The 24,626-nt window shown below is 69.0% G+C and carries 24 protein-coding genes and 1 tRNA gene; 16 read left to right on the top strand and 9 right to left on the bottom strand.

The features are described 5' to 3' along the window. Positions 1 to 3 precede the first annotated feature (3 nt). Positions 4 to 603, bottom strand: coding sequence for a TetR/AcrR family transcriptional regulator (locus ACQ7HM_RS00125; RefSeq protein WP_434214249.1), 600 nt, complete (start codon positions 601 to 603; stop codon positions 4 to 6). A gap of 88 nt (positions 604 to 691) precedes the next feature. Here ACQ7HM_RS00125 and ACQ7HM_RS00120 point away from each other — a divergent pair, with 88 nt between their 5' ends. Continuing rightward, the gene (locus tag ACQ7HM_RS00120; RefSeq protein WP_434214248.1) at positions 692 to 1,726 is read left to right on the top strand and encodes an aldo/keto reductase; all 1,035 of its coding nucleotides are present in this window, start codon (positions 692 to 694) and stop codon (positions 1,724 to 1,726) included. 21 nt (positions 1,727 to 1,747) lie between these two features. Here ACQ7HM_RS00120 and ACQ7HM_RS00115 read toward each other — a convergent pair whose 3' ends face one another. Next, the gene (locus tag ACQ7HM_RS00115; RefSeq protein WP_434215579.1) at positions 1,748 to 2,086 is read right to left on the bottom strand and encodes a DoxX family protein; all 339 of its coding nucleotides are present in this window, start codon (positions 2,084 to 2,086) and stop codon (positions 1,748 to 1,750) included. 172 nt (positions 2,087 to 2,258) lie between these two features. Between ACQ7HM_RS00115 and ACQ7HM_RS00110 the strand changes: the two genes are divergently transcribed. Continuing rightward, positions 2,259 to 3,323, top strand: a complete 1,065-nt coding sequence (locus ACQ7HM_RS00110) for a potassium channel family protein (RefSeq protein ID WP_434214247.1) — start codon at positions 2,259 to 2,261, stop codon at positions 3,321 to 3,323. Here the strand turns inward: ACQ7HM_RS00110 and ACQ7HM_RS00105 are convergent. Next, positions 3,299 to 3,862, bottom strand: coding sequence for a TetR/AcrR family transcriptional regulator (locus tag ACQ7HM_RS00105; protein ID WP_434214246.1), 564 nt, complete (start codon positions 3,860 to 3,862; stop codon positions 3,299 to 3,301). The two genes, ACQ7HM_RS00110 and ACQ7HM_RS00105, sit on opposite strands and share 25 nt — an antisense overlap. Positions 3,863 to 3,898: 36 nt before the next feature. Here ACQ7HM_RS00105 and ACQ7HM_RS00100 point away from each other — a divergent pair, with 36 nt between their 5' ends. Genes ACQ7HM_RS00100 through ACQ7HM_RS00090 form a run of 3 tightly spaced genes read left to right on the top strand, consistent with a single transcriptional unit; the run spans position 3,899 to position 6,261 of the window. Continuing rightward, positions 3,899 to 4,561, top strand: coding sequence for a lysophospholipid acyltransferase family protein (locus ACQ7HM_RS00100; RefSeq protein WP_434214245.1), 663 nt, complete (start codon positions 3,899 to 3,901; stop codon positions 4,559 to 4,561). Positions 4,562 to 4,571: 10 nt separating this feature from the next. Further along, the gene (gene nudC / locus ACQ7HM_RS00095; protein WP_434214244.1) at positions 4,572 to 5,516 is read left to right on the top strand and encodes an NAD(+) diphosphatase; all 945 of its coding nucleotides are present in this window, start codon (positions 4,572 to 4,574) and stop codon (positions 5,514 to 5,516) included. A 37-nt stretch (positions 5,517 to 5,553) separates the two neighbouring features. Further along, positions 5,554 to 6,261, top strand: a complete 708-nt coding sequence (locus tag ACQ7HM_RS00090; protein ID WP_434214243.1) for a haloacid dehalogenase type II — start codon at positions 5,554 to 5,556, stop codon at positions 6,259 to 6,261. A gap of 32 nt (positions 6,262 to 6,293) precedes the next feature. On the opposite strand, the gene ACQ7HM_RS00085 is transcribed toward ACQ7HM_RS00090, so the two are convergent. Further along, complete coding sequence (locus ACQ7HM_RS00085; RefSeq protein WP_434214242.1) at positions 6,294 to 6,545, bottom strand: mycoredoxin; 252 nt, start codon at positions 6,543 to 6,545, stop codon at positions 6,294 to 6,296. A gap of 106 nt (positions 6,546 to 6,651) precedes the next feature. On the opposite strand from ACQ7HM_RS00085, the gene ACQ7HM_RS00080 reads away from it, so the two are divergent. Together ACQ7HM_RS00080 and ACQ7HM_RS00075 are read left to right on the top strand one after the other, a co-directional pair. Next, entirely contained in the window at positions 6,652 to 8,727 is a 2,076-nt protein-coding gene (locus tag ACQ7HM_RS00080; RefSeq protein ID WP_434214241.1) for an ATP-dependent DNA helicase UvrD2, read from the top strand. Positions 8,728 to 9,278: 551 nt separating this feature from the next. Continuing rightward, positions 9,279 to 9,572 (top strand): WhiB family transcriptional regulator, encoded by a 294-nt coding sequence (locus ACQ7HM_RS00075; RefSeq protein ID WP_434215578.1) that lies wholly within the window; start codon positions 9,279 to 9,281, stop codon positions 9,570 to 9,572. 67 nt (positions 9,573 to 9,639) lie between these two features. Here ACQ7HM_RS00075 and ACQ7HM_RS00070 read toward each other — a convergent pair whose 3' ends face one another. From ACQ7HM_RS00070 to ACQ7HM_RS00060, 3 genes are all read right to left on the bottom strand, one after another. Then, positions 9,640 to 10,956: an ABC1 kinase family protein gene (locus tag ACQ7HM_RS00070; protein WP_434214240.1), complete on the bottom strand. Its 1,317-nt coding sequence runs from the start codon at positions 10,954 to 10,956 to the stop codon at positions 9,640 to 9,642. Positions 10,957 to 10,990: 34 nt separating this feature from the next. Further along, positions 10,991 to 11,896: a hypothetical protein gene (locus tag ACQ7HM_RS00065; protein ID WP_434214239.1), complete on the bottom strand. Its 906-nt coding sequence runs from the start codon at positions 11,894 to 11,896 to the stop codon at positions 10,991 to 10,993. A 90-nt stretch (positions 11,897 to 11,986) separates the two neighbouring features. Continuing rightward, positions 11,987 to 13,501, bottom strand: a complete 1,515-nt coding sequence (locus ACQ7HM_RS00060) for a zinc-dependent metalloprotease (protein WP_434214238.1) — start codon at positions 13,499 to 13,501, stop codon at positions 11,987 to 11,989. A 216-nt stretch (positions 13,502 to 13,717) separates the two neighbouring features. Between ACQ7HM_RS00060 and ACQ7HM_RS00055 the strand changes: the two genes are divergently transcribed. From ACQ7HM_RS00055 to ACQ7HM_RS00035, 5 genes are all read left to right on the top strand, one after another. Next, complete coding sequence (locus tag ACQ7HM_RS00055; protein WP_434214237.1) at positions 13,718 to 14,743, top strand: hypothetical protein; 1,026 nt, start codon at positions 13,718 to 13,720, stop codon at positions 14,741 to 14,743. After that, positions 14,733 to 15,809, top strand: a complete 1,077-nt coding sequence (locus ACQ7HM_RS00050; RefSeq protein WP_434214236.1) for a hypothetical protein — start codon at positions 14,733 to 14,735, stop codon at positions 15,807 to 15,809. The genes ACQ7HM_RS00055 and ACQ7HM_RS00050 overlap by 11 nt, the downstream gene beginning before the upstream one ends. After that, on the top strand, positions 15,806 to 16,666 hold the full coding sequence (locus tag ACQ7HM_RS00045) for a hypothetical protein (protein ID WP_434214235.1): 861 nt from the start codon (positions 15,806 to 15,808) through the stop codon (positions 16,664 to 16,666). Before ACQ7HM_RS00050 ends, ACQ7HM_RS00045 begins: the two co-directional genes overlap by 4 nt. A gap of 53 nt (positions 16,667 to 16,719) precedes the next feature. Next, positions 16,720 to 17,661: a hypothetical protein gene (locus ACQ7HM_RS00040; RefSeq protein WP_434214234.1), complete on the top strand. Its 942-nt coding sequence runs from the start codon at positions 16,720 to 16,722 to the stop codon at positions 17,659 to 17,661. Between the two features lie 62 nt (positions 17,662 to 17,723). Beyond that, entirely contained in the window at positions 17,724 to 18,761 is a 1,038-nt protein-coding gene (locus tag ACQ7HM_RS00035; RefSeq protein WP_434215577.1) for a YlbL family protein, read from the top strand. 20 nt (positions 18,762 to 18,781) lie between these two features. Here ACQ7HM_RS00035 and ACQ7HM_RS00030 read toward each other — a convergent pair whose 3' ends face one another. Next, the gene (locus ACQ7HM_RS00030; protein ID WP_434214233.1) at positions 18,782 to 19,384 is read right to left on the bottom strand and encodes a PPA1309 family protein; all 603 of its coding nucleotides are present in this window, start codon (positions 19,382 to 19,384) and stop codon (positions 18,782 to 18,784) included. 170 nt (positions 19,385 to 19,554) lie between these two features. On the opposite strand from ACQ7HM_RS00030, the gene ACQ7HM_RS00025 reads away from it, so the two are divergent. From ACQ7HM_RS00025 to ACQ7HM_RS00015, 3 genes are all read left to right on the top strand, one after another. Next, on the top strand, positions 19,555 to 22,575 hold the full coding sequence (locus tag ACQ7HM_RS00025) for a UPF0182 family protein (protein ID WP_434214232.1): 3,021 nt from the start codon (positions 19,555 to 19,557) through the stop codon (positions 22,573 to 22,575). Positions 22,576 to 22,692: 117 nt separating this feature from the next. Further along, positions 22,693 to 22,917: a hypothetical protein gene (locus tag ACQ7HM_RS00020; RefSeq protein WP_434214231.1), complete on the top strand. Its 225-nt coding sequence runs from the start codon at positions 22,693 to 22,695 to the stop codon at positions 22,915 to 22,917. Between the two features lie 64 nt (positions 22,918 to 22,981). Beyond that, positions 22,982 to 23,055, top strand: a tRNA-Met gene (locus tag ACQ7HM_RS00015). Between the two features lie 64 nt (positions 23,056 to 23,119). Here ACQ7HM_RS00015 and ACQ7HM_RS00010 read toward each other — a convergent pair. Beyond that, complete coding sequence (locus ACQ7HM_RS00010) at positions 23,120 to 23,602, bottom strand: limonene-1,2-epoxide hydrolase family protein (RefSeq protein ID WP_434214230.1); 483 nt, start codon at positions 23,600 to 23,602, stop codon at positions 23,120 to 23,122. 313 nt (positions 23,603 to 23,915) lie between these two features. Here ACQ7HM_RS00010 and ACQ7HM_RS00005 point away from each other — a divergent pair. Continuing rightward, positions 23,916 to 24,626, top strand: a 711-nt coding sequence (locus ACQ7HM_RS00005) for a DUF222 domain-containing protein (protein ID WP_434214229.1), incomplete at its 3' end; no start/stop codon positions are given.

Here is a 24,626-nt window from a genome sequence, read left to right as displayed (position 1 = left end):
CGGTCACGCCACGAACGCGCCCGCGGCGATCGCGGCCAGAACGACCGCGACCGCGCGATCGGCATCGTCTGCTCCGGGAGGTGCGGTGGTGGTGAGGAACCGGTAGTAGAGCGGTGCCGACAGTGCCCGGATGGCCTCGGGCCCGTCGGTCCCGGCAGGCGCCTCGCCACGGTCGATCGCGTCTGCGACACAGGGAGCCCATTCGGCGACCCGGGTCTCGTAGAAGGTGGCCAGAGCCGTCGCGGTGGTGTGATCCATCGCCGCCGCGGCGATCATCGCCCGGAACAGCCTGCCCTGCCGGGCGTCCCCCAGGGTGTCGACGACCAGGTGCGCATTCGCGCCCAGATCCCCTGCCAATGAACCGGTGTCTGCGCGGGGTCGCGACGACGTGGCCATCTCCAGCAGCAGGTCGGCCACCAATGCCGACGCCGATCCCCACCGTCGGTAGACGGTCGTCTTCCCGACGCCGGCACGCGTGGCGACGGTGGGCAGATCGAGGGCGTCGAATCCGTGGTCGGCCACCATGTCGCCGACCACCCGGAGAACGGACTCGCGGACCTGCGCTGTGCGTCCGCCGGGACGAACGGTTCCTGGGTCGGTCACCCCGTGATCTTAACGGGATGCCAGTTCCTTTAAGTGTGCTAGCGTCGGCCGCGTCAGTAATGGAACTCACGACCCGTTAAGGATGGGCATGGACTATCGACGTGTAGGGGACTCGGGACTGATGGTCTCCGAGCTCGGTTTCGGCACAGCCACGTTCGGGGGTGTCGGCGACTTCTTTCGTGCGTGGGGATCGACCGACGTCGACGGCGCCCGGCGACTACTCGACATCTGTGGCGACGCCGGGGTCACCCTGCTCGACACCGCCGACGTGTACTCCCATGGCCGCGCAGAGGAGGTGCTCGGAGCGGCTCTGACAGGGCGACGCGATGACTTCGTCCTGTCGACCAAGGCTGCACTGCCGATGTCGGAGCGGCCCGGCGACCTCGGTACATCGCGGTCGCGCCTGCTGCGCGTGGTCGATGATGCGTTGCGTCGCCTGAGAACCGACCACATCGATCTGTTCCAGTTGCACGGCCACGACGACTCCACCCCGGTCGACGAGGTGCTGGCCACGCTCGATTCGCTGGTCGTCGCAGGCAAGATCCGCTACACCGGGGTGTCGAACTTCTCGGGATGGCAGTTGATGCGGTCGCTCGCCCACGCCGATCGACACCACCGCACGCGCCACATCGCCCACCAGGTCTACTACTCGCTGGTCGGTCGGGACTACGAGTGGGAGCTGATGCCGCTCGGTGCGGCCGAGGGGGTCGGTGCCATCGTGTGGAGCCCGCTCGGGTGGGGCCGTCTGACCGGCAGGATCACTGCGGGGCAATCGATCCCGGCTGGGAGCCGTCTGCACGTCACCGCCGACGCGGGACCCCCGGTCGACGACGCCGTGCTGCACCGGGTCGTCACGACACTGCAGGACCTCGCGGACGAGACGGGTCGGACCGTTCCCCAGATCGCCCTGAACTGGCTGCTGCGGCGTCCGACGGTGTCGAGTGTCATCGTCGGTGCCCGCACCGAGGCGCAGCTGATCGAGAACCTCGGCGCGGTCGGCTGGGAACTCGACGACGACCAGGTCCGTCGGCTCGACGAGGTCAGCACCGTCGAGGCGCCCTACCCGTACTTCCCGTACCGCCGGCAGGAGGGTTTCGCGCGATTGTCGCCGCCGATGGTGTGAGCGCGGACGGCGCGAGTCGGCTCAGGGGGTCGCGCGGTAGATCTTGAGTGCGCGGGTGATCATCGGCACCTGCAGAGGCAGTCGGGCGATAGCGCCGTACCGCAGGAGCGGCTTCTTCCACAGGACCCGCACCGAGTTGATGTTGGCCGGGAAGACCGCGACGTAGAGCGCCGCGGCGGCGAGCGCGGCGGGCTTGCGGGTGCGGGGGATCAACAGCCCGACGCCGATCGCGGCCTCCGCGACGCCCGAGGCGTAGGTCAGCGTGCGCGGGTTGCCGGGGATCTCCTGCGGGACTATCGAGTCGAAGGGGCCCGGGACCACGAAATGCAGGGTCCCCATGCCGATCAGCGCGCTGCCCATCACGGTGGCGTCGCGGCGCACGGCGTCGCGGCGGTGGGGGAGTCTGTCCAGGAGTGTCGCCATGGCGACCACTGTCGCACAATGCCCGGCCGCGGTGACGACGACGCGTCGGCCCGACCATGTGGCCACGAGCGGTCACGGTCGGTCCCGCGGCGATATATGGTCGCCGGTGATGCCTGGTCCACTACGTCGCCGTCTGCGGTCCGACGACCTCACCGGTAAACCCGATCACGCTCTCGTCGGCGTGGTGCGCATCCCCGAGATGCAGCAGAGCCCGGTTCGGGCGATCAGTCGACGAGTCCTGTTCGCCCTCGGCGCGCTGTTCGCGGCGGTGTTCATCGTCTACCTCGATCGCGACGGTTACCGCGACGTCCAGGACAACGAGTTGTCGTTCCTCGACTGCCTCTACTACGCGACGGTGTCGCTGTCGACGACGGGCTACGGCGACATCACGCCGTTCGCCCCCGAGGCGCGACTGATCAACGTGCTGGTGATCACCCCCCTGCGCGTGATGTTCCTGATCGTCTTGGTCGGCACGACCCTCGAGGTGCTCACCGAACGTTCGCGGCAGGCCCTGAAGATCCAGCGTTGGAGGAGCAAGGTGCGCAACCACACCGTCGTCGTCGGTTACGGCACGAAGGGCAAGACCGCGGTGAACGCGATGATCGGCGACGGCACCAAGCCGTCGGAGATCGTCGTCGTCGACTCCAACCAGACCGTCCTCGACTCCGCGGCAGCCAACGGACTCGTCACCGTGCGCGGCGACGCCACCCGCTCGGATGTGCTGCGGTTGGCCGGAGCCCAACACGCCTCGGCGATCGTCATCGCCACCAACCGCGACGACACCGCCGTCCTCGCCACGCTCACCGCCCGCGAACTGGCGCCGCGCGCCAAGATCGTCGCCTCGATCCGCGAGGCGGAGAACACCCACCTCATCCGCCAGTCCGGGGCGAACTCGGTCGTGGTGTCGTCGGAGACCGCCGGGCGTCTCCTCGGCCTGGCCACCTCGACCCCTGCGGTCGTCGAGGTCATCGAGGATCTGCTCACCCCCGACGCCGGGTACGCCATCGCCGAACGCGACGTCGAGCACGACGAACTCGGTGCCTCGCCCCAGCATCTCGTCGACATCGTCCTCGGTGTCGTGCGCTCGGGCCGACTGCACCGCGTCGACGACAGCGAGGTCGACGCCATCGAGTCCGGTGACCGCCTGCTCTATGTCCGCAAAGGCCCTGCCTGACAAGCAGAGTCGATGATGTCGCGCACGACGATCCGATGATCGACCCCCGGCGCGACGAGGCCCATCGCGCCGGTCGCGTTCACCATCGCCACGCCGTGCACGCCGCTCCACAGCACGGCCGCGCGGCGTTCGGTCTCGTCGAGTCCCAGCTCGTCGAGTTGTCGGCGTAGCCACCCGAACAGCGGACGCGACGTGGCTCGCAGGTTCTCGCCGCCACCGACGAGCAGATCGTGACGGAACATCAGCGCGAACATCGCCGGACGCCGCACCGCGAAGTCGACGTAGGACTCGGCTGCGGCGGCGACCGATGCGCGGCCCTCGAGATCACGTCCCGACACCTCGACCGCCGATGTGAGGTCGGCGAGTCCCGCGGCGGCGATCGCCGAGAGCAGGGCGCGATGGGTCGGGAACCACCGCCGTGGAGCCCCGTGCGAGACCCCGGCCCGGCGAGCGATCTCGCGGAGGCCGATGTCGACCGAGCCGCTCTCCTCCATCAGTTCCACGCCCACCCGCACCAGGCGGTCCCGTGTCGACTCCACGTAGACAGTGTCCACCCCTGCTGGTAGACACTGTCTATGCACCTTGCCCAGTGGTGGTGTCGACACGTACTGATCGGACCCGCACTGCGGGTGTGGCACCGGCCTCGGGTGATCGGTCGCGAACACCTACCCGGTGCGGGTGCGGTGATCCTCGCGGCCAACCACCTCGCCGTCTGCGACTCCTTCCACCTCGCCCTCGCCGCCCGCCGACCGGTGTCCTTCCTGGCCAAGAGCGACTACTTCGATCACCCGGGCGTGCGCGGCGCGCTACGCCGTCGGTTCTTCCTCGCGATCGGACAGATCCGCGTCGACCGCTCCGGCGGCGCGGGCTCGGCGCCGGCTCTCGAGGCGGCGGAAGAGGTGCTCGCGACCGGCGGGGCCTGGGCCATCCACCCCGAGGGAACCCGCTCGCCCGACGGGCGGGTGCATCGGGGCCGTACCGGGGCCGTGCGCGTCGCCGCCCGTACCGGGGCACCGATCGTGCCCGTGGCCATCACCGGCACCGTCGGCAGGCGGTGGCGACGACGACGCGTGACGATCAGTGCGCTGCCCGCGATCCGGATCGCCCCGGGCGACGACTTGCGTGCGCGAACCGACGAGCTCATGCAGACCATCGCGACGCAGGCCGGTGTGCCGTACGTGGATCGATACGCCCGCCCGCGCTCGGCCGCCGACGCCACCGCGAGCGCCGATCACTAAGCTCTCGCCCGTGGCCACATTCGAGTTCGTCGAGTCCCCTCTGCTATCCCGATCGACCATCGACAGGGCCGACGAGATCCGGCACGACACCGAGCTGTTGGCCGGGGCGTGGCCCCAGGCGAAGGTCCTCGAGATCGACCCCGAAGGCCGCTACGGCGTGGGGGAGGACGGCCTCCGATGGCGACCGGCACCCGATGTCGCCGCCGAGATCCCCTCGGACGCGGTCCTGTTGGGCATCGACGACGGCGTGTACCTCTGGGCGATCCGGGTCCCCGCGATAGAGGGACGCACGGCTGATGCGCGGCGGAGCGCGGGACGACTCAGCGGTGACGAGGCGGGTCTGGTCAGCACCGCTCTGGGAATGCTCAACTGGCATGACGCCGCGGCGTTCTCGCCGGTCGACGGCAATCCCACCGAGCCGATCAAGGCCGGCTGGACGCGACGCAACGTGGTCACGGGCCGCGAGGAGTTCCCGCGCACCGACGCCGCCATCATCACCGTCGTCCACGACGGCGCCGACCACGTGCTGCTGGGTCGGCAGTCGGGGTGGCCCGAGCGGTGGTTCTCCACCTTCGCCGGGTTCGTCGAGCCGGGCGAGTCCCTCGAGCAATGCGTGGTCCGCGAGCTGCACGAGGAGACCGGTCTCGACGTCTTCGAGCCGCGCTACCTCGGCAGTCAGCCCTGGCCGTTCCCGCGGTCGCTCATGCTGGGCTTCGAGGCCCGCGCCGACCGCGACCAGCCGCTGAACTTCCTCGACGGCGAGATCACCGAGGCCATCTGGTTCGCCCGCGACGAGGTGCTGGCGGCACTCGACAGTGGCGACGAGTGGCTCCGAGGTCAGGGGGACCCCGGGCAGGGCGACGCCGAAGGTCCCGACGCGCCACGACTGCGTCTACCGGGATCGATCTCGATCGCCCGGCAACTCGTCACCGCCTGGGCGCACGACAAGGACTGACGAGGCACGGAATCGAGGTCACAGGACGCCGGGGATCGTGAGGCCGACAACGCAACCGCCACCGAAGGTGCTCGCCTTCGACACGTTCGGCACCGTCACCGACTGGCACACGGGGGTGAGCGCAGTGCTCGCCGAGCAGTTCCCGGGCGTCGACGCCTCGGCTCTGGCCCGCGCGTGGCGCCGCACCTACGCCCCGGCGCTGGCCGAGGTCGAATCCGGCGTGCGGCCGTGGACACTCCTCGACGACATCCACCGCGAGACGCTCGTGTCGCTGCTCGTCGACCACGTCGAGGGCACACCGACCAATGCCGCGATCGACGCGGCGGTCCATGCCTGGCACACACTGCCCGGTTGGCCCGACGCCGTCGACGGCCTCCGCCGACTCACCAGCCGGTTCACCGTGTGCGCGCTCAGCAACGGCAATGTCGCGCTGCTGTCGGAGATGGCGAAACGCAACGGGTTCCCGTGGGATGTGATCGGCGGAGCCGATCTGTGGCGCCACTACAAACCCGCGCCCGAGGTGTACCTGGGCCTCGCCGGACTTCTTCAGGTCCAGCCGGGTGAGGTGATGATGGTGGCCACGCACGCCGACGACCTGGACGCGGCGCGCGCGCTCGGCCTCCGAACCGCGTATGTCGAACGGCCCCGCGAATGGGGGCCGGAGACGAAGTCGGTGACGCTCAACCCGCTCGACGACCACCATGTCGGCGACATCGGCGAACTCGCGACCGCGCTCGGGTGTTGACGAGGCCGGCCGAACGGCCGGCAAGTCTCGGCTCAGACGCCGAGCTTGGCCTTCACGTCGCGCACCGAGGGGTTGGTGGCGGTGGAGCCGTCGGCGAACTTCACCGTGGGCACCACGTGATTGCCGTTGTTGACGCTGCCGACGAACTCGGCGGCCGAGGGATCGGCCTCGATGTCGATCTCGGTCCACTCGATGCCCTCGCTGCGCAGACCGGTCTTCAGCCGGGCGCAGAAGCCGCACCACGAGGTGGTGTACATGGTCAGGGCGGAGTTCTCGCTGCTCATGGCCGGTCCAACGTCTCGGGGCGGTGTGCTTGTTCCCAGGTGGGCCGCCGCCTGCTCACGCGGTGCCCGCTGCCGGCTGTCGCACCCCGTTGCGATACTGGGTGACATGAGCACGCTCGACGGCCTCGACCCCGAACAACAGGCCGCAGTCCTCGCACCGCGCGGACCGGTCTGCGTGCTGGCCGGCGCCGGGACGGGTAAGACGCGCACCATCACCCGGCGCATCGCCCACCTCGTGTCCGAGGGGCACGTCCGCGGTGGTCAGGTGCTCGCTGTCACGTTCACCGCACGCGCCGCGGGGGAGATGCGCGGTCGGCTGCGGTCGCTGGGCCTGAGCGAGCCGGGCAACACCGTCCAGGCGATGACCTTCCACGCCGCGGCGATGCGCCAATTGCGCTACTTCTGGCCGCAGGCCATCGGCGACACCCGCTGGGAACTGCTCGACAACAAGTTCCCCGTGGTCTCGCGCGCCGCCCGTCGCGCGGGCCTCGACACCTCCACCGAGACACTGCGCGACCTCTCATCGGAGATCGAGTGGGCCAAGGCCTCGCTCATCGGGTACGAGGAGTACGCCTCGACGGTCACCGCCCGCCGCCGCGAGACCCCGCAGGCGCCGGAGAAGGTGGCCGCGGTCTACGAGGCCTATGAGCAGGCGAAGATCTCCCACGACGGCGACCGTCTCCTCGACTTCGACGACCTGCTGTTGATGACCACTGCGATCCTGCGCGACAACAACGGCGTGGCCGAGGAGTTCCGCGACCGCTACCGCTGTTTCGTGGTCGACGAGTACCAGGACGTCACCCCCGCGCAGCAGGGTCTGCTCGACGCGTGGCTCGGCGCGCGCGACGATCTCACCGTCGTCGGTGACGCGAACCAGACCATCTACACCTTCACCGGGGCCAGCCCGAAGTACCTCCTCGATTTCACCCGCAGGTTCCCCGACGCCGAGATGGTGCGGCTCGAGCGCGATTACCGCTCCACCCCGCAGGTGGTCGGTCTTGCCAACCGCGCGATCGGCGCGGCGCGTGGTCGGGTGGCGGGCACCCGGCTGGCTCTGGTCGGTCAGCGTCCGCCGGGGCCCGAACCGGAGTTCGCCGAGTACGACGACGAACCGGCCGAGGCCGTCGGCGTCACGGCACGGATCAAGAAGCTTCTGGCGCAGGGGGTTCCGGCCGCCGAGATCGCGATCCTCTACCGGGTGAACGCACAGTCGCAGGCCCACGAGGACGCGCTGACGGCGGCCGGGATCGCCTACCAGGTCCGCGGCGGGGAGGCGTTCTTCCAGCGCGCCGAGATCCGGCAGGCGATGCGGGCGATCGCCACCGCCGCCGCCCGCAGTGACCTGCCCCCCGACGCGGACCTGGTCACACTGGTCCGCGCGGTGCTCGTGCCGTTGGGTCTCACAGATGAGGAACCGACGGGCACCCAGGCGCGCCAGCGGTGGGAATCGTTGCGCGCGTTGGTCACCCTCGCCGAGGATCTCCGTACCGACGTTCCCGACATCGACCTCGCCGGCCTGGCCACCGAACTCGCCGCCCGCTCGCAGGCCCGTCAGCCACCGACCGTCCAGGGCGTCACGCTGTCGTCGTTGCACGCCGCCAAGGGCCTCGAGTGGGACGCGGTCTTCCTCGTCAACGTCACCGACGGGTCGCTGCCGATCAACCAGGCCATCAACGGTGCCGACGAGGACGTCGAGGAGGAACGGCGACTGTTCTACGTCGGGATCACCCGTGCGCGTGAGCATCTGCACATCTCGTGGGCGCTGTCGCGCGCCGAGGGAGGGCGCAAGAGCCGGCGCCGCTCCCGGTTCCTCGTCGACCTCGTCCCCGACGACTCGCCGGCCTCGCGCATCGCCGAACCCGTGCGCCAGCGCAAGCGTCCGCAGTGCCGGGTGTGTGGCAAACAGCTGCTCGGAAAGACCGCGTCACTGCTCGGGCGGTGCGAGAGCTGCCCGAGCAACCTCGACGAGGACCTGTTCATCGCGCTGAAGGAATGGCGCAGCGAGCAGGCCAAAGAGCAGAAGGTGCCCGCATTCGTGGTGTTCTCCGACAACACCCTGATCGCCATCGCCGAACAACGCCCCTCCGACGTGGCGGCCCTCGTCGCGATCCCGGGGATCGGCGCGAAGAAACTCGATCAGTACGGCGAGATGTTGCTCGGTCTTGTCGCCGCCACCGGCTGACCCCCATAACCGCAGGTCAAAAAAAGGTTGTGCGATCGGCGAACGATCTTCTAGTCTTTCTCACATCAGTACGGGAGAGATCGCATCGTCGATGTCGAGCGTAGAAGCGAACGCACAGAAGGGAGTGGATCAGTGAACAACGCAATCGTCACCATCGCGGCATCGAACGCGTCGGCACCTGCCTCGAACGCAGGCATGCGTCATCGTCACGTCCCCTCCTGGGTGTCCGCGCCTCGCGCGGCGGCATATGCCGCAGCCGGCGCACCGTGCTTCGCCCTGGGAGCAACCCATGACGCGCGAGCCGAGCGCCCGGTGATTCCCGTACCTCGACCACCTCTCACGAGCTGAGCACAGCTCGATCGAGAACACGAGGCCACGGCGAATCGCAGATGCGAACCCCGTGGCCTTTCTTGTGAATTGGTGAGAACACCCCACAAGTGACGCCCGGGTTGGCAACCACAACCCACCGAACGACTACGTCACACACAGTGGAGGAAACACCGATGACCGCGCCGACAACCACGTCGACCGATCCGACCAGTACATATCCGATGAGCGACTATCCGACAGGCGATCTCGCCGTGGCCCGCGCCGCGATCGCCACCGAGAGCCGTCTGCCCTGCCGGGTGGCCGACCCCGATCTCTGGTTCGCCGAGAGCCCGAGCGATCTCGAGCAGGCGAAGGCCCTGTGCAGCGACTGCCCGCTGCGGCGCGAGTGCCTCGATTCCGCACTCGACCGAGGCGAGCCGTGGGGCGTGTGGGGCGGCGAGATCTTCTCCGAGGGAGTCGTCATCGCCCGCAAGCGCCCGCGTGGGCGGCCGCGCAAGCACCCGGTCGCCGCGTGACAACGGCCCCGAGGGGCACGAAGAGATCACAGAGAAGTGGGTGTCAGGCCGACAGGCCGCAACTGTCTCAGGCCGACAGGCCGGGCACCCACTTCTCCATGATCCGGCGATAGGGCGCCTCGGCGTCGAGCTGCGCGGCGATGCCGACACAGCCACCGAGCACACGGAACACCATCACGTACTCCGGCGGCACGTTCAGATGCCGCGAGGTCTTGTACACATCGCCGCGCAGGTCGGTCGCCTTGCCGACCGCGCGCTGCAACCACTTTCGCGTGAAGTGGAACGAATCCGCCATCAGCGGATCGACATACGCCTTCAGATAACGCTCGATGTCCTGCGGCGTCACCTTGTCGCGGTTGCTGCCGAGGATGAACTTCGCGTCGATCATCGCCTGCACCAGACCGTCGAACTCCTGATCGCGCGCCAACCTCAGGATCTTCCCCGTGTCCGCCGGCAACCCGTTCGGATAGTGGCCCACCGCACCGAAATCGAAGACCGCCAGACGTCCGTCGTCGAGGATCTGGAAGTTGCCGGGATGCGGATCGCCGTGCAGCAGCCCCACGCGCGCCGGCGAGGAGATCTCGAACTCGGCGAGCTTGGCCGCGACCTCGTCGCGTTGCTGTTTGGTCCCCGAGGAGATGATCTGTGCCAGAGGTGTTCCCGTGATCCACTCGCTGACGACGACCTTCGGGGCGCTCGCGACGATCTTCGGGATCACGAAGTCGGGATCACCGTCGAACTCGGCGGCGAACGCTCGCTGGTTCTTCGCCTCGCCCTGGTAGTCCAGTTCGTCCTCGGTGCGCGCGATCAACTCGTCGACCAGTGCGCGAACATCGGTGCCCGGTGTCATCCGCTGCATCAGACTCGCCATGCGCGACAACGTCTTCAGGTCGGCCTTCAGTGCGTGGTCGGCTCCCGGGTACTGGATCTTCACCGCCACCTCGCGGCCGTCGGACCAGACGCCGCGATGGACCTGCCCGATGCTCGCCGAGGCAGCCGGGGTGTCGGAGAACTCGGTGAACCGCTTTCGCCATGCGGTCCCGAGTTGGGCGTCGAGGACCTGATGCACCTTCTTGACGGGCATCGGCGGTGCCTCGGCCTGCAGCTTGGTCAACGCCTCACGGAACGGCTCGCCGTACTCGTCGGGGACCGCGGCCTCCATGACCGACAGGGCCTGGCCCACTTTCATGGCGCCGCCCTTGAGTTCACCGAGGACCGTGAACAATTGTTCGGCGGCCTTCTCCATGAATTCCTGGTTGATCTCGTCCTTGTCGCCGCCGGCGAGGCGCTTGCCGAATCCGGCCGCGGCCCGACCCGCCATGCCCAACGGGAGCGTCGCGAGTTTGGCGTTACGCCGCCCGCGTCCCTCGGTGATGTCAGCCATGCACCTATCCCTTCCGACTGGCCTCCAGGATAGTTCACCGGCCGAACAAGCAACTGCACAGCGGGTGCGGCTCCCAGCGCCGAACACGCAACCGCGCAGGCTGCGGCAGGTATTCGAGGGTGTGGTCGATGATCTGCGGCGCCGAGGACTCGGCGCGGGGCCCGTCCGGTGTGCGCGGTGTCCGCCGCAGACCGTGCCCGACCTGTTCGATCTGTTCCATCGCCAACGCGGCCGTCGCTGCGATCGTCGCCGCACTCGCGTGCCCCACCTGGCCGATCATCTGACCCGCGACGAGCGGCCATCCCGGATCTCGGTCGGCCCGATGATGATCGGCGCAGCGCAGGCAGCTGGTGCGGCCGGGGAGGACGAGCGGACCGATCACCCCGCTGCCGTCGCGCAGACGGACGGGCATGTGGGCGATGCCGCGCGACATCAGGCCGCCGACGATGGCCGGGTCGTGCGACAGCGAGTCTGTGAGCACCACGAGCCCCTCGTCCCACGACGCCAACGGCGCGTCGGCCTCGCCCTGGGCCGTGCGCGGCCGCTGCGCGGACACCGTCACCGGGATGGATGCCTCCCGCAGCAGTGTCGCCAGGCGTGTGGTGAGCGGGCCGCGGCCGTGCAACCGCACCCGGAGCGACCGGGCGTGCTCGGTGGCGTCGGGTTCGGCGACCATCCCGGCGTCGCGGAGCCGATCGAGCAGATCGGTGACGACCTGCTCGTCGAGACGCCACCGTCGGGCGGTCCGTCGGATCTCGGTGGGTGTGCGCGCGGTGGCCAGGAACCGCAGGAACGCGACGACGTCGTCGGCGCGCAGGGCGATGGGCAGCTGGATCACCAGACCACGCTCGGGGTCACAGCCGACCTGGATGCAACCGTTGCCGCGGTGGACCACCGGGGTCCCCGTCCGCAGTGCGGTGAGGGTGTCGTGTCGTGCCATGGGCAGACGATGTCATCGCGGCACGACCGGAGGCCGCGACGACGACAGGTTATCCACAGGCCGGCGTCGCCGACCGCTGGTGTGGAGGGACTACCGGCCGGTGTTGCCCGAGCCGGTCGAATCGTCGCCGTCGGTGTCGGGATCCCTGGCGTCGGTGCCCTTCTCGGCACCGTCCTCCGAATTCCCGCCCCGTGCGTCACCGCTCGTCGCGTCCGGGGCCTTCGCCTCACGGGCGGCAGCTTCCTGCGCCATCGTCTTCTCGAGTTCGGCCATGGGGTCGTCGAACGAGCTGACGTCGCCGCCGATGACCCGGTCGATGAACCCGGCGGGGGAGTCGATGTCGTCGCCGTCGGGCATCAGGTCGGGGTGGGCCCAGATCCCGTCGCGGGTGGCGATGTCGCTGCTGGTGAGCAGCTTCTCCCACAGCTCGGCCGCCTCGCGGAGTTTGCGCGGGCGCAACTCGAGGCCGACCAGCGTCGCGAAGGTCTGCTCGGCGGGTCCGCCGCTGGCACGGCGCCGACGCACGGTCTCCGCGAGTGCTCCCGCGGCCGGGATGCGGTCGGCGAGCGCGTGGGCGACGACATGCTCGACCCAGCCCTCGATGAGCGCGAGCATCGTCTCGAGCCGCGCGAGAGCCGCCTTCTGTTCCGGTGTCGTGGTCGGCTCGAACGATGTCCCCGAGGCCATCAGCTCCTCGATCTTCGAGGGGTTCGAGAGCAGCTCGGTGGGGTCGATGCCGTTCGCGGCCTCCTGGATGCCGGAGAAGTCGACGGTGATCCCGCGGGCGTACTCCTCGACGGTCGCGAGCAGGCGCTGGCGCAACCACGGCACGTGCGCGAACAGGCGGACGTGTGCGGCCTCGCGGGCGGCGAAGAAGACGATGATCTCCTGCGCGGGCTGCTCGAGCCCGTCGGCGAAGGAGGCGATCGCCTCGGGCAGCAGTACCGCGGTGCCCGTCGGCGCGAGTGGCAGGCCGACATCCGACGAGGTCAGCACCTCTTTGGCGAGCTGTCCGAGCCCCTGGCCGAGCTGCGTGCCGAACGCCATGCCGCCCATCTGGTTCAGCATCCCCATCATGGGACCGGCGAACTGCTGGGCCTCGGCCGGGAGCCCCGCGCTCAGCGTGCCCGCGATCTGGGTCGCGACCGGATCACACAGCACCTTCCATGTGGGAAGGGTCTCTTCGAGCCACTGCACGGGCGTCCAGGCGAGCGAGGTCGAGACACCGGCCGGGAGTGTGGTCGCGCCGTCGAGCCAGACCTCCACGAGGCGGATGGCGTCGGTGACCGCGGACTCCTGCCCCGCGTCGATGGGGGTGAAGTCGCCGATCTGCTGACGGGCGAGGCTGGTCGCCACCTGGTAGTTGACCGGGCCGCTGCCACCCGGGCCCGGTCCGGCGCCCATGCCGCTGATCATCGATCCCAGCTGGGACAGCATCTGCCCCAGCGCATTCGGGTCGAAACCGCCGGCACCGCCACCGGCGCCGCCGAAGCCGAAGGGGTCCGATCCCGATGCGCCGCCCGACGACGAGTCGCCGCGTTTGCGCGCGGCGTCGTCGTCGCCGTCGTCGCTGGACGATCTGAAACCGAAGGGCAGGTCATTCATGGCGTCCACGGTACCGGCGAGAACGCCGCGACCGAGGTCACGAGCAGGCCGCAATCGGGGGTTTCGCTGTCAGCGGAGATGACGCCCGCGGGCCGCCGGTCACCTTCAGCGCGGACTGACCGTAACTGTTCTGCCCGGCTGCACGCGTCCGTAGGTTCATCGCGCAGTGCACCCAGCCGTCGATGACCGACGGCCTCGATAAGCGGAGAACCACACGTGAAGACCCTTTTCGACCTCTCCCGTCGCCGGCGGATAGGACGCCTGACGGCGCTCGCTGCCGCGACGGCGATCGTCGCGGCATCAGCTGGGCTGTTCGCCCCCGCGGCATCGGCGCAGCCGGTCGCTCTCGACGGCTTGTTCGCCCTCGACGGCGGCGTGTGCTCGGGCGGGTCGGTGACCGGCTCCTTCTTCCGCATGATCTTGCCCGCCGGGTCGACCAACGGTCCGTTCCTGTCCAACAGCGACTCGGGATGCTCCGACAAGACGGTGACCCCGCTCGCCGCGGGCACCGACGGCGGTCTCACCTCGGGCACCTACCAGGCTCAGCCCGCGCAGGCGTTCGACGGCAGTGGCAACGCCGTGTCGGGCCGCGTCACACGGCCGGTGAAGTTCTACGGCGTGGGGTTCGCGACAGCCACCAACCCGACCGATCCGCAGACCGGCTCGGCCGCCGCGCTCCCGCAGCTGCGCGCCGACGGCACCAGCCTCACCGGTGACCTGAGCAGCTTCGGCGTCACATGGAACAAGCAGGTGTTCAACCAGGGCGCGCCGAAGCCGGGTGGCGGACTACCGGGCAAGACCTCCGCGGTCCGCGGCACCATCGACCGCACCACGGGTGCGTTCGTCATCGAGTGGACGAGCCAGATCGTCGGAGGCCCCTTCAACAACTTCACCGGCTTGTGGCACCTCGCGGGCACCTATCGGGGCTCAGGCCTCGGCGGCGCGCCGGCGGCGGCCGCGCCGGCACCTGCCTCCGCCGCCCCTGCTCCCGGTGCCCCGGCGCCGACGCCGGCAGCCGCTGCCCCGGCACCGGGGACGCCCGCACCGGCGTCGGGCGGGGCCACTCCGGCCGCCGCGCCCGCTGCAGTGAGCGGTGACCCCGCGCTGGCCGCGAAGACGATCGAGGTGTCGGACTCGTCGAGCCCCCGATGGCTGTTGCCGCTGTTGGTGGTGGTGACCGCTATCGCGACCGCGCTGCTCACCAACGCCGACCGCCTGTTCCGTCGGCGCAGTGCGCGATGACCGCACACCCGCGGTGAACGTGACCGAACGGCGCGACGCCGTCCTGCCGTCGTATCCGGGGGAGAGGCGCAGTGACGCGGAGTCGGTGCCGACGCCGGTGCCCGGCGACGCGGTGGAACAGTTGCGCCGGTGGCCGTGTGTTCTCGTGCTGCTGCTCGGCGCCGTGCTGACCGTCGCGCCGCTCGCGGGGGGCATGTTCTACCCGGCAGCCCAGGGGCAGGCCATGATCGGCGCGTTCGAGCCCTACATGACCACCGACCGCCTCGACGGCTTCCGCGCCGACCTCGACCGACTCGCCGCCGTACGCGCGGCCACGGTGCGTCTCGACGCGGTCAACCGGATCGACGCCCGACGGTTCCCGCAGATCGCCGGGTTCCAGACGCGGTACGGCGACATCGACGCCGACATGACCGGACTGCTCGATCGGATCGATTCCGCACGTGGCGATTTCGAGGAACTGGCGGCGATGCGTCCGTTGGATGTCATCCCGTTCGTGCCGGTCGGCGCGGGACTGCTGCTGATCGGGGCCGGGGTGTGGGGACTGCGTCGTAGGCACACCGTGCCCGGGCGGATCGGCGCGGCCGCTCTCGTCCTCGCGGTCGCCGTCGGCCTCGTCGCCTACCCGGTGGCCACGTCGATGGTGTCGCACTCGCGGGCCGCGAGTCCGTTGCTCGACCGCTTCGACGGTGTTGTCACCGCCGAGAAGGTCCGCGACGTCCAGGGCTACTTCGTCGTCCTCGTCGGGGCGGTCGGACAGATCGACAGCAGCTATCGCGCCGCGGTCGACACCCCCGTCTCGTCGCGCGCCGACCTCGCCGGCGTCGACGATCTCAGTGCCTCGTGGCAACGGATGTCGTCGGATTTCGCAGGTCTGATCGGGACCCTGAACGACAACGTCGAGAACTACGCCGGCGTCACCCGGCTCGACCACCGCACCGACGCCCTCGGTGTGGGCGCCTTCGCCCTGCTGCCCTGGTTCCTCATCGGATCAGGCGTGCTCGCCGCCCTTCTCGGTGCTGCGGGCGCAATGGGCCGCACCGCACGACGCACGACAGGAGCACGATGACCATCTCCCTTCCCGCCCGGGTGCGACCGCGTTCGGCTCGGACGCACCATCGACGGCGATCGGTGCCGGCGTTCGTGATGGCGCTCGCGCTCGGCGCCGGCCTGCTCGCCGGATGTGGATCGAATCCCGGTGTGGCGGCGCAATCCGGTGACCTCGTGGGACTGCTGCGGCTGACGCCCGGTGCGGTGTCCGGCGACACGGTCACCGGATCGTGGTTCTCGATGGTGCAGCCCGGGGGTACGCCCGAGAAGGGACCGTTCATGCCCAACGGGGACTCGCCGGCGAAGGGTGGCACGGTCACCCTGCTGTCCCCGGGGAGCGAGGGCGGTCTGCGGGTCGGCGGCTACCAGTCCGAACCGACACCCGCCTTCCGGGACGGAAACGCCCTGGCCGGGTCGATCATGGCGCCCACCAAGTTCTTCGGCGTGGAGTTCGGCGCATCGACGAACCCGATCGATCCCCAGACCCGCAACGCGGTCGTGGCGCCGTCGGTGCGCAACGAGGGCGGGAAGCTCACCGCGAACCTCACCGCGTGGTCGGCATCGTGGAACAACCAGGAGTTCAACCAGGGCGCCCCGAAGGCCCCGGCGAAAGCCGGCCCGGCCGTGCCCGGCGTCGCGCAGGCCACGCGCGCCTGGGACTGGGTGTCGCAGAAATGGTTCGGGCAGAGTGCGGTGTCGGCAGGCGACGGCCCCCCGGCCACCGGTACCTACGACAGCGACACCCGCGCATACCGATTGGAGTGGACCAGCCTCATCGTCGGCGGTCCGTTCAACGGCTTCACCGGCGTGTGGCACCTCGAGGGTGTCTACGAACCCCAGGCAGCAGCCCCGTCGACCGCACCGCCGTCCGCGTGAGCTCCGCCGATCAGGTGGATGCCGCCGACCACCCCTCCGAGAGAGAGTCTCCAGTGCACCAGGACGATCCGATCACCGAGGAGATCCCGGCTCAGCTCGCGACCCGCCGCCGCCCGTCGGCGCCGACGGTGGTGCGCGCCCTGTCGGGGATCACGGTCCTCGCCGTACTGGCCTCGGCCACCTGGTACGCCGATGCCGGGCGGCAGGTGGTGGTCACGACGCCGGCCGCCGCGCAGCAGGCGGCAGTGGTGGCGCCCGCGTCACCGCCTGCCGGTGCTGCCCCGGGGGCCGCGACGCCGACATCGCCGCAGCCCGCACCGGCCGCGCCCTCCGCGAACGCCCCGGCCGCAGCGGTGGCCATCACCCCCGGCGGCGGTGGGCCGACACTGCCCGGTGCCACCGCGATCGCACCCGGTACCGGCACGACCGCGTCCACTCCCATCGCCCCCGGCGGTGGGGTCCCGGAATCGTCGACGCAGCTCGGTGCGGGCGGTTCCGGACTGTCGGTCGCGCCGATCGCGGACCAGGCCGTATGCCCGATCGGATTGCCGAAACCCGACAAGACCGGCGGACTGTCGTCGATCGTCGAACTCTCACCGATGTTCGGGCCGTTCGCGTCCGAGGTCTTCGCCCTCGGACCCGCGATCCAGCCGCTCATGCAGCTCGCCGGACCGTTCCTCGCCGAACTTGAACCGGTGATCCACCAGAACCTCCCGTGGCTCACCCCGATCCTGAACCAGATCGCCGGCGCCGGAACAGTTGTGCTGCAGGCGATCCTGCCGTTCTACGGTCCCTACCGCGAACAGTTCATCGCCGCCGAGGGGCGTTGGGCCGCCGCGGTCGCCCCAGCGCTCGCGTCGGCATATCAGTCGCCCGCCGCGGCCTGCCTCACCGCCTTCGAGGGGCAGCTGATCCGCTCGGCGAAGGGCAACCGGGTCACGGCGCCGTCGCTGGCGCACCCGGGGCGCGTGGTCACCCTCGGACCTCGACGCTGACGGGCGGGTCGCGCGCAACCTCTACTGTGGTCGACGTGAGAGTTGTCCCGGCGAATCGGCGAATGGTGACGCTGGCCGTCACCCTGGTGCTGCTGGTGGTGTTGGTCGTCGTCGGCGCATTCGTGCGGGTGCCCTACGTGAGCCTCGGTCCGGGCCCGACCGTGAACACGCTCGGCGCCGTCGGCCAGACCCCCGTGGTGAAGATCTCGGGCGCCCCGGTGCGCGACACCGACGGCCACCTGAACCTCACGACCGTGTCGGTGACCGATCAGCTCACTCTGTTCCAGGCCATCGGCATGTGGTTCTCGGGTCGCGACTCGCTGCAGCCGCGGGAAGAGGTGTTCCCCCCGGGGCAGAGCACCGAGGAGACCCGCCGCCAGGACCAGCAACAGATGGGCGGGTCGGAGGACTCGGCCACCATCGCCGCGCTGCGCTACCTCAAGCGGCCGACGGCACTCACCGTGACCGTCGACCCGAAGGGCCCCGCGGCGGCGAGCCTGAAGACGGGCGACCGGGTGGTGAGCGTGAACGGCGCGGCGGTGTCGACGTCGGACGAACTGCGTGATGCCGTGTCGAAACTGAAGCCTGGCGCCGTGGTGACCCTCGGTGTGCCGAACTCCGCCGCGAGCGTGCCCGCCGGAACCCCCGCGCCGGTCGAGCAACGCCGCGTCACCATCGGCTCGCGACCCGACGACAAGGCCAAGGGCTACCTCGGCGTGACCCCCGAGGTCGTGAACGCCGATCCCTCGCTGCGGATCGACTTCAACGTGGGCGACATCGGCGGCCCCTCGGCCGGGTTGATGCTCACCCTCGCCGTCATCGACAAACTCGGCACCACGAACCTGACCGGCGGGAAGTTCATCGCCGGCACCGGCACCATCAGCGACGACGGCGAGGTCGGTGAGATCGGCGGCATCACCCACAAGACGCTCGCAGCGCGTGAGGCAGGTGCCACCGACTTCCTCGTGCCCGCCGGCAACTGCGCCGAGGCGCGATCGGACATCCCCGACGGACTGCGTCTGGTGCGGGTCGACACCCTGTCCGACGCGATTGGCGAACTCGCCGCCATCCGCGACGGTAAGGACGTCACCCGGTGCTGAGCTCCGGTCGCGTCGGGGACTCAGAAGTCCTCGGGGTCGTTCTCCAGCGTGGTGGTGAGCGCGGCGATCAGGTTCGGGGCGAGTTCGGGGTGCGCGAGCAGTTCCACCGGGGCGTCCTCCTCGCCGAGCGGCGGCCGCAACTGCAGAAGGCAGAGGTTCTGTCCGCCGCGCAGCACGGCGGCGACCAGGCGTGCCTCGTTGGCCTCGGGGTGCTCGAGCGCGGTCTGCCGAGCGGCCTCGTCGGCGGCGTCACGATCGGCGAGCAGCGGCACCAGCGCCTCGTCGAGGTCGGTCTCGGCCTCGGGCGGCAACACGATGATCTCCTGCACCAGCACGCATCCCGCGACGGTGCCGGGCCAGCTGGTGGTACCGAGGACGTGTTCGAGCTCGGTCATGCCGCTGTCCTCGGAGATCGGCAGCGGGTCCTGCTCGACGAGCGTCAACTCGGTCTCGTCGAGAGTGTCGACGAGGTCGGGCTGTGCCTGCATCACCAGTGCGGTGGGCACGAGCGCGAACAGCAGGGGAGGCTGTCCCCATCCGTTGGCGTCGACGAACTCGACGACCTCGCGGACGGCGACACCGAGGGCGTCAGATGACAGCGGCGGCAGACTGTGGTCGGTCACCGGCCCATCCTGTCACCGCGAACGCGGCGGGTCGGTCACCGGCGGTCGCGAGCGCGAGGCGTCCTCGCCGACGTGGCCGTCAGTAAAGTGTTGGCAAAGCAGCTCCGTGGCCGTCCGGCGCGGGACCATGAGTGGGAGTGTGAAGCGTGAACGTACGGGGTCCGGCAGGAATGCCGACACTGTCGAGACGGAGCAAGGTACTGATCGGGGTCGCCGTCGCCCTCCTCGTCATCCTCCTGGTGGGGCCGCGTCTCGTCGGGCTCTACACCGATCTGCTCTGGTTCGACGATCTCGGCTACAGCAACGTCTTCTCCACCATCATCTGGACGCGGGTGGCGCTGTTCTTCATCGTCGGACTCGTCGCCGCGGCGATCGTGTTCACCGGCCTGGCGTTGGCCTACCGGTCGCGTCCGGTCTTCGTGCCCACGAGCGGTCCGGGTGACCCGATCGCGCGCTACCGCGCGGTGGTCATGACCCGTATCCGCTGGTTCGCGATCGTGCCCGCGCTCATCATCGGTCTGCTGTCGGGGCTGGTGGCGCAGGGGTCGTGGGCGACGGTCCAGACGTTCCTGCACGGCGAGTCGTTCGGCGTGAAGGATCCGCAGTTCGACTACGACGTCAGCTTCTACGCCTTCGATCTGCCGTTCTTCCGTTTCGTGCTGAACTTCCTGTTCGTGCTGCTGGTCGTGGCGTTCATCGCGAGTCTGGTGACGCACTACATCTTCGGCGGCATCGCGCTCAACGGACGCAACGGCACGCTCACCAAGGCGGCCCGTATCCAGTTGGCCGTCATCGCCGGACTCTTCCTGCTGCTGAAGGCTGTCGCGTACTGGTTCGACCGGTACACGCTGCTTTCGAGCACCCGGAAACAGGAGATCTTCACCGGTGCGAGCTACACCGACATCAACGCGGTGTTGCCCTCGAAGCTCATCCTGCTGGCCATCGCGGTCATCTGTGCCGCGGCGTTCTTCGGTGGCATCGTGCTCCGCGATCTCCGCGTGCCCGCTCTCGCGACCGCGTTGATGCTGTTGTCGGCGTTGGTGATCGGTGTCGGGTGGCCATTGGTGATGGAGCAGTTCTCCGTCAAGCCCAACGCCGCGCAGAAGGAATCGGAGTTCATCGGTCGCAACATCGCCGCCACCGAGGCGGCGTACAAGATCGGCGACGACAACGTCAAGTATCAGACCGACTGGACCCAGCAGCCCGCGGTGCAGCAGGCCGTCGACAACGACCGTGCGACGCTGTCGAACATCCGACTGCTCGACCCGAACGTGATCTCCGAGGCGTTCACGCAGCTGCAGCAGGGCGCGAACTTCTACGGGTTCCCGTCGCAGCTGGCGATCGACCGGTACCGGGTGAACAACGAACTGCGCGACTACATCGTGGCGGTGCGTGAGCTCGATCCGAGCCGGTTCGCCGAGAACCAGCAGAACTGGATCAACAAGCACACCGTCTACACCCACGGCAACGGTTTCGTCGCCTCGCCGGCGAACCGGACCGCGCAGGCGGCGTCGTCGGGCACCGACGTCAACAACGGCGGACAGCCGGAGTTCGACGTCAGCGACCTCGAGAACATCAACAGCGACGACTACAAGGCCAACGCGCCGATCAAGGTCACGCAGCCGCGAATCTACTTCGGCGAGTTGATCTCCAAGGTCAACCCCGACTACGCGATCGTCGGTGCCGACGGCGGCCAGGGCGTCGAGTACGACACCGCCAACTCGCCGCGCTACACCTACACCGGTGACGCCGGCGTCTCGCTGGGCAACATCTTCAACCGCCTCGCGTACTCCATCAAGTACACCGAGCGGAACATCCTGCTCTCGGGTGCGATCAACAAGAACTCGAAGATCATCTACAACCGTGACCCCCGCGACCGCGTGAAGAAGGCGGCGCCGTGGCTCACGGTCGATTCGAAGACCTACCCGGCCGTGATGAGCGACGGGTCGATCCAGTGGATCGTCGACGGGTACACCACACTCGACAACTACCCGTACGCGCAGAAGACGTCGCTGCAGGACGCCACCACCGACGCCCAGGAACTGAACCAGGGTCAGACGGGGCGCACGCAGATCAACAAGCAGATCGCCTACGTCCGCAACTCGGTGAAGGCCACCGTCGACGCCTACACCGGCAAGGTGACGCTGTACCAGTTCGACGACAAGGACCCGGTCCTCAAGACCTGGATGAAGGTGTTCCCCGGTTCGGTCAAGCCGCGCTCGGATTTCGACAAGAACACCAGCCTCGTCGAGCACGTGCGTTACCCGGAGGACCTGTTCAAGATCCAGCGGACCCTGCTCGAGAAGTACCACGTGAAGGATCCGCAGACGTTCTTCCAGGGCAATGCCTTCTGGTCGGTCCCGACCGATCCGACCGACCCGAACGCCGTCACCCAGGGGCTCGATCAGCCGCCGTACTACTTCGTGGCCGCCGATCCCCGCACGGGTAACGCGACCTTCCAGTTGACGAGCGTGCTCAACGCCCTCAACCGAGACTTCCTGGCGTCGTACATGACGGTGTCGTCGAACCCGGACAGCTACGGGCAGATGACGGTGCGCGAGGTGCCGCTCAACCCGCAGCGTGAGGGCCCGAAGCAGGCGTTCTCGGCGATGTCGACGTTCGGTCAGGTCAACGAGGACCTGCGCAACCTGCAGAGCTCCGCCAACGTCCGGTTCGGCAACCTGCTCACACTCCCGGTGGGGCAGAACGGGATCCTGAACGTGGTGCCGCTCTACGCGCAGGCGAAGAACGACGCGACGTTCCCCCGTCTGTACCGCGTGATCGTCCGCTACCGCGCGTCGAGCAACCAGCCGATCACCATCGGTTATGCGCCGACGATCGGCGAGGCGCTCGCTCAGGCCGGCATCAGCCGCGCGAATGCGACCGATCCGAGCTCGGTTCCCGACGGTCAGGACACCGGCGAGCAGAACGGCCAGACGGGCCAGAACGGCCAGACGGGTCAGAACGGTCAGGCCCAGGTGCCCACGACCGCTCCGAGTTCGACACCGCCGTCGTCGAGCGCCGCACCCAGCGGTGGCTCGAACGCCGACCGTGACGCCGCGGTCGCCGAGCTGAACGGCGCCATCGACGCCCTGCAGCAGGCGCAGAGTTCGGGCAACTTCACCCAGTACGGTGCTGCGCTCGACCGCCTGCGTGCCGCGACCGAGAGGTACGAGGCACTCCCGAAGTGACCGCTGTCCCGGTTGCCGTTGTTCACACGGCGGCCGGGAACCGGTGTCGCTGTTCCTCTCCGCGCACGTGCGCCGGGAGTACGGGGACCTTTCCCACCGGGCTGGTGAGGTCGACGCGTGCATCAACGCGATGACGCACGCCGACGGGGGATGGAATTGCGAGTGGGTCGGGTCGAGGGCTCTCGGCGCTCGTCGTTCCATTCCACGCTCAATTCGCTGCGCGGCCTGCTCTCCTACGAGATGCAGACCGGTGACAGTGCGCGCGTGGCCGGCGAGCCATCCCCGTGGCTGACGCTCATCGGCACGCGCGTGTTCGCGTGGTGGGACGCCCACGACGGCTGACGTCGCAGGTCAGGGCGCGATTTGCAGTCTGCGCGAGCCGCTGTGTAACGTTGTGTTCACCCGACGCGGGGTGGAGCAGCTCGGTAGCTCGCTGGGCTCATAACCCAGAGGTCGCAGGTTCAAATCCTGTCCCCGCTACTAGGTGAGAAGGCCCTCGGAGTTCGCTCCGAGGGCCTTCTTCGTATCCGTGACCGCGTGTGGCTCAGCGACCGCGGGTCCCCTGGTAGGGCCGACCGAGTGCGGGCACGGCGGCGCCGAGCAGTCCACGCACCACCGCCTTCGCGATGTCGAGATTGTCGAAGTAGTCGCGCCACAAGGTGATTCGTCCGTTGCGCACCTCGAAGACCCCACAGACCCAGAACTGCAGTCGCACCGGGCCGAACGTCAACGCATCGGTGCGCTCGTTCATCACCGTCGATCCATCGACGGTCGATCGATGCACGATGACATCGAACGGCACGCGGCCCTCCATCCGTCGGAACAGGTTCAGCGTCTTGCGAGCACCGCGGATGGTCAGCAGGCCCACGTTCTGGTAGACCAGGTCGTCGTCGAGAAGCGCTGCGGCGGTGGGGAAGTCCTCGTCCCGCAGCGCGAACAAAAACCGGGTGACCACCGCCCGGGGATCATCGGTGGTCGTCGTGGTCGTCGTGGTCGCCGTTTCGGTGGTCGAAAGTGCGTCGTCCATGTCGATCTCCTGTCGTCGTGTCTCCACTGTCGCAGCTCGGGGTGGTCCTGCGCGAGAGGGTCGCTCACGCGGTGGGTGTCGGACACTCTTTTGCAGCGGTAAGAGAAATGGTACTGTCACGTACCGACCTGGCGGAGTGCCGGGTCATCGAAAGGAGTTCGGCATGGGAAGCATCGCGCAACTGATCGCCGCACCGTTCATCGGCATCGGCGCCATCGGGGCGATCGCAGCCGGTATCGCGATCCTCATCGGCGGTTACGTGTTCCACATCGGCTGAACCGTCATTGTCGTACCCCTGTTCTAGTCTTGCCTCATGGTCGACGGGGGTTGGTTCGGGGTGGATGCGGGGTTGGTGGGTTTGCTCACCGATCACGCTGCCGCGCCGGTGAACTCGTTGTTGGACAACATGGTTCACGCCGCGGCCGGGCAGGCATTCCTGGAATGGACCCGCTACCGCGACGCCGGAGAGCTACACCGCCAACTCGTGGTGCCGGAGGAAGCCTCGGACCGCCGCACCTTCGACGCCCTGATGCAGTGCGCAGCCCGGATCGCGGTCACCCACGCGATGTCCCAAGGCGCAGCCGAACGACTCGTGGACACCGCCGTCGCTCTGCGCGACCGCCTACCTGAGGTCGCGACGTGTCTCCGGGACGGGCGGCTCGCACCGCGCTACGTGCGGACCATCGTCGAACGCACCGACCTGCTCGTCGACCGCGAGGTCCAGCAGATCGTCGACGCTGAGATCGCGGCTGCTCTTCGTCGGCGGGGGTCGTGGTCGCCGTCGCGGATCCGGGACATGGTCGACCGCAGCGTCTACCGAGTCGATCCGGACGCCGTCCGCGCCCGCCGTAAAGCGGCGGTCGATGCCCGTGGGTTCTGGCTCGAACGCCTCGAGGACGGCATGGCCCGCGTCGAAACCACCAGCACTGCAGAGAAGGCCATTGCGATCTCCCGGCGGGTGGAGGCGTTGGCCCGCGCGGTCTGCGGCAACGACGACCGCACCCTGGCGGCGAGAAAATCCGAC

Source organism: Williamsia sp. MIQD14 (assembly GCF_051025635.1).
Classification (GTDB): domain Bacteria; phylum Actinomycetota; class Actinomycetes; order Mycobacteriales; family Mycobacteriaceae; genus Williamsia_A.
This window is presented reverse-complemented; position numbering and strand designations above follow the sequence as displayed.

What these genes read in the sequence shown, in the direction of transcription:
- ACQ7HM_RS00120 (WP_434214248.1), top strand. Translation starts at nt 692, where the DNA reads ATGGACTATCGACGTGTAGGGGACTCGGGACTGATGGTCTCCGAGCTC.
- ACQ7HM_RS00060 (WP_434214238.1), bottom strand. Translation starts at nt 13,501, where the DNA reads ATGAATGACCTGCCCTTCGGTTTCAGATCGTCCAGCGACGACGGCGAC.
- ACQ7HM_RS00115 (WP_434215579.1), bottom strand. Translation starts at nt 2,086, where the DNA reads ATGGGCAGCGCGCTGATCGGCATGGGGACCCTGCATTTCGTGGTCCCG.
- ACQ7HM_RS00075 (WP_434215578.1), top strand. Translation starts at nt 9,279, where the DNA reads ATGAGCGACTATCCGACAGGCGATCTCGCCGTGGCCCGCGCCGCGATC.
- ACQ7HM_RS00070 (WP_434214240.1), bottom strand. Translation starts at nt 10,956, where the DNA reads ATGGCTGACATCACCGAGGGACGCGGGCGGCGTAACGCCAAACTCGCG.
- ACQ7HM_RS00100 (WP_434214245.1), top strand. Translation starts at nt 3,899, where the DNA reads ATGCACCTTGCCCAGTGGTGGTGTCGACACGTACTGATCGGACCCGCA.
- ACQ7HM_RS00045 (WP_434214235.1), top strand. Translation starts at nt 15,806, where the DNA reads ATGACCATCTCCCTTCCCGCCCGGGTGCGACCGCGTTCGGCTCGGACG.
- ACQ7HM_RS00035 (WP_434215577.1), top strand. Translation starts at nt 17,724, where the DNA reads ATGGTGACGCTGGCCGTCACCCTGGTGCTGCTGGTGGTGTTGGTCGTC.
- ACQ7HM_RS00080 (WP_434214241.1), top strand. Translation starts at nt 6,652, where the DNA reads ATGAGCACGCTCGACGGCCTCGACCCCGAACAACAGGCCGCAGTCCTC.
- ACQ7HM_RS00010 (WP_434214230.1), bottom strand. Translation starts at nt 23,602, where the DNA reads ATGGACGACGCACTTTCGACCACCGAAACGGCGACCACGACGACCACG.
- ACQ7HM_RS00110 (WP_434214247.1), top strand. Translation starts at nt 2,259, where the DNA reads ATGCCTGGTCCACTACGTCGCCGTCTGCGGTCCGACGACCTCACCGGT.
- ACQ7HM_RS00025 (WP_434214232.1), top strand. Translation starts at nt 19,555, where the DNA reads ATGCCGACACTGTCGAGACGGAGCAAGGTACTGATCGGGGTCGCCGTC.
- ACQ7HM_RS00065 (WP_434214239.1), bottom strand. Translation starts at nt 11,896, where the DNA reads ATGGCACGACACGACACCCTCACCGCACTGCGGACGGGGACCCCGGTG.
- ACQ7HM_RS00085 (WP_434214242.1), bottom strand. Translation starts at nt 6,545, where the DNA reads ATGAGCAGCGAGAACTCCGCCCTGACCATGTACACCACCTCGTGGTGC.